Here is a 2,934-nt window from a genome sequence, read left to right as displayed (position 1 = left end):
GCCCGGGCGCGCGGGCGTGGGGGGATCGTCGTTCGGCCGGCTCACTCCCGGCCCACATCCCGGTGACTCACCTGGACCTCCATCTGCCGGTCACGCAACCGCCCGGCGAGTTGCTCCGCCATGGCGACACTCCGGTGCTTTCCACCGGTACATCCCACCGCAAGCGTGGCATAGCCCTTGCCCTCGCGCGAATAGCCCGCCGCGACGATGCCGAGGACCTCCTCGTACGCGTCCAGGAACTGCTTGGCGCCCGGCTGGTTGAGGACGTAGTCGCGCACCGGGGCGTCCAGCCCGTTCATCGGCCGAAGCTCGGGAACCCAGTGCGGATTGGGCAGGAACCGGCAGTCGATCACCAGGTCGGCGTCGACCGGCATGCCGTACTTGTAGCCGAAGGAGACCACGTTGATCCGCAGCCCCGGCCGGTCCTCCCCGCCGAAGAACGCCACGATCTTGTGGCGCAGCTCGTGCACGTTGAGCGACGAGGTGTCGATCACCAGGTCGGCGTTGGCCCGGACGTCGCGCAGGATGCCGCGCTCGCGGGCGATGCCGTCGACCAGCCGCCCCTCCCCCTGTAGCGGGTGCGGCCTGCGGACGTTCTCGAACCGCCGGACCAGCTCCTCGTCACCCGCCTCCAGGAAGACGACGCGCACGCCCACGCCGCGCCCCTCCAGCTCCTCGATGGCCACGTTGAGGTCGCTGGTGAAGGCGAGGCTGCGCACGTCGACCACGGCGGCGACCTTGTCGGCCGCCAGCTTGGCCCGGCCGACCTCCTCCGCCAGGGAGAACAGCATCCCGGGCGGTAGGTTGTCGATGACGAACCAGCCAAGGTCTTCCAGGGCCTTGGCGGCGGTGCTTCGCCCCGCGCCGGACATGCCGGTGACGATGACGAACGCCGGTTCGCCCCCTTTGGCAGTGGCGTTCATGGCTCTTCCCCCCTCATGAGGACCTCAGTGAGGACATGATCACCTCGGCCAGCGCGGGCCCGATGCCGGGCACCTCGCGGATATCCTCCACCGTGGCGTCACGCAGCCGTTTGACCGAACCGAAGTGCCGCAGCAGCGCCTGCCTGCGGGCGGGGCCCAGCCCCGGCACACCGTCCAGCTCGCTCTCCTTGACGCCCTTGGCGCGCTTGGACCGATGGTAGGTGATGGCGAAGCGGTGCGCCTCGTCACGGACCCGCTGGAGCAGGTAAAGGCCCTCGCTCGTCCTGGGCAGGATCACCGGCTGGTCATCGCCCGCCGGCCAGACCTCCTCCAGCCGCTTGGCCAGGCCGCACACCGCCACGTCATCGACGCCCAGCTCGTCGAGCGCGCGCTGGGCGGCGGCGGCCTGGGCCGGGCCGCCGTCCACGACCACGAGGTTGGGCGGGTAGGCGAACTTGCGCGGGCGGCCGGTCTCGGGATCGATCGGCTCGCCGCCGAGCTCGGGTCCCAGTTCGCCCGTGGCGCTGCGCTCCTCCAGGTAGCGCTTGAAGCGCCGCGAGATCACCTCGTGGATCGAGGGGACGTCACCCTGCCCGGACATGCCGCGGATCGCGAAGCGGCGGTATTCGCTCTTGCGGGCCAGGCCGTCTTCGAAGACGACCATCGAGGCCACCACGTCGTCGCCCATGGTGTGCGACACGTCATAGCACTCGATGCGCAGCGGCGCCTGGTCCAGGCCGAGCCCGTCGGCGATCTCCTGGAGCGCCTTGCTGCGGGTGGTCAGATCGCTGGCCCGGCGCAGCTTGTGCTGGGCCAGCGCCTCCTTGGCGTTGCGCTCGACCGTCTCCATCAGGGTCTTCTTGTCGCCGCGCTGCGGCACCCTGACCTCGACCCTGGCCTTGCGCTGCTCGCCGAGCAGCTCGGCCACCGCGTCGGCGTCGGGCGGCAGCGCGGGCACCAGCACCTCGCGGGGCAGCGCCTCCGGCGCGGCGTCGCCGTACATCTGCAGCAGGAAGTGCTCGACCAGCTCGCCCGCGGAGGTCTCCTCGACCTTGTCGACGACCCAGCCGCGCTGCCCGCGGATGCGCCCGCCGCGCACGTAGAAGACCTGGACGGCGGCTTCGAGCTGGTCGTCGGCCAGCGCGATGACGTCGGCGTCGGTGCCCTCGCCGAGGACCACCGACTGCTTTTCCAGCGCCCGTTGCAGGGCCTGCACGTCGTCGCGCAGCCGGGCCGCGCGCTCGAACTCCTCCGCCGCCGCGGCCTCGCGCATCTCGCGCTCCAGGCGCTTGATGAAGCGGCCGGTGTTGCCCGCCATGAAGTCGCAGAAGTCATCGGCGAGCGCCCGGTGCTCCTGCTCGGTCACCCGGGCCACGCAGGGCGCGGAGCACTTGTCGATGTATCCCAGCAGGCAGGGACGGCCGATCTGGCCCGCCCGTTTGAAGACGCCCGCCGAGCAGGTGCGCACGGGGAACACCCGCAGCAGCAGGTCGACGGTCTCGCGGATCGCCCACGCGTGCGAGTAGGGGCCGAAGTAGCGGGTGCCCTTGCGCTTGGCGCCGCGCATCACCTGGACCCGGGGGAAGGTCTCGTCCATGGTGACGGCGAGGTAGGGGTAGGACTTGTCGTCGCGGTACTTGACGTTGAACCGGGGGTCGAACTCCTTGATCCAGGAGTATTCGAGCTGGAGCGCCTCGACCTCGGTGTTGACGACCGTCCAGTCGACGGCCGCGGCGGTGGTGAGCATGGTCTGCGTGCGAGGGTGCAGGCCGGCGAAGTCGGCGAAGTAGGAGTTGAGCCGCTGGCGCAGGCTCTTGGCCTTGCCCACATAGATGACCCGGCCGCCGGGGTCGGTGAAGCGGTAGACACCCGGCGACTCCGGTATCGACCCGGTCGCCGGGCGGAAGCTCAAGGGGCTGCTCGCGGTTCTCGCCACGATTCAAAGCCTATCGGCCCCTGCCGACAGGGCGGCGCGCCCGAATGCCCTGCCCCGCCTGCCCTCGCGCGCCCC

The 2,934-nt window shown here is 70.7% G+C and carries 2 protein-coding genes; both read right to left on the bottom strand.

Annotated features, from left to right (window positions below):
* Nucleotides 1-41: 41 nt before the first annotated feature.
* Nucleotides 42-923: an RNase adapter RapZ gene (gene rapZ / locus C1I98_RS37380; RefSeq protein ID WP_111171981.1), complete on the bottom strand. Its 882-nt coding sequence runs from the start codon at nucleotides 921-923 to the stop codon at nucleotides 42-44.
* A 13-nt stretch (nucleotides 924-936) separates the two neighbouring features.
* Nucleotides 937-2,835, bottom strand: a complete 1,899-nt coding sequence (gene uvrC, locus C1I98_RS37375) for an excinuclease ABC subunit UvrC (protein ID WP_199537510.1) — start codon at nucleotides 2,833-2,835, stop codon at nucleotides 937-939.
* Nucleotides 2,836-2,934: the final 99 nt, after the last annotated feature.

This window comes from Spongiactinospora gelatinilytica (genome assembly GCF_003236385.1).
Classification (GTDB): Bacteria; Actinomycetota; Actinomycetes; order Streptosporangiales; family Streptosporangiaceae; genus Spongiactinospora; species Spongiactinospora gelatinilytica.
Note: the sequence above shows the minus strand (reverse complement) of the source record. Positions and strands in the feature narration are given on the sequence as shown.

What these genes read in the sequence shown, in the direction of transcription:
- rapZ (WP_111171981.1), bottom strand. Translation starts at nt 923, where the DNA reads ATGAACGCCACTGCCAAAGGGGGCGAACCGGCGTTCGTCATCGTCACC.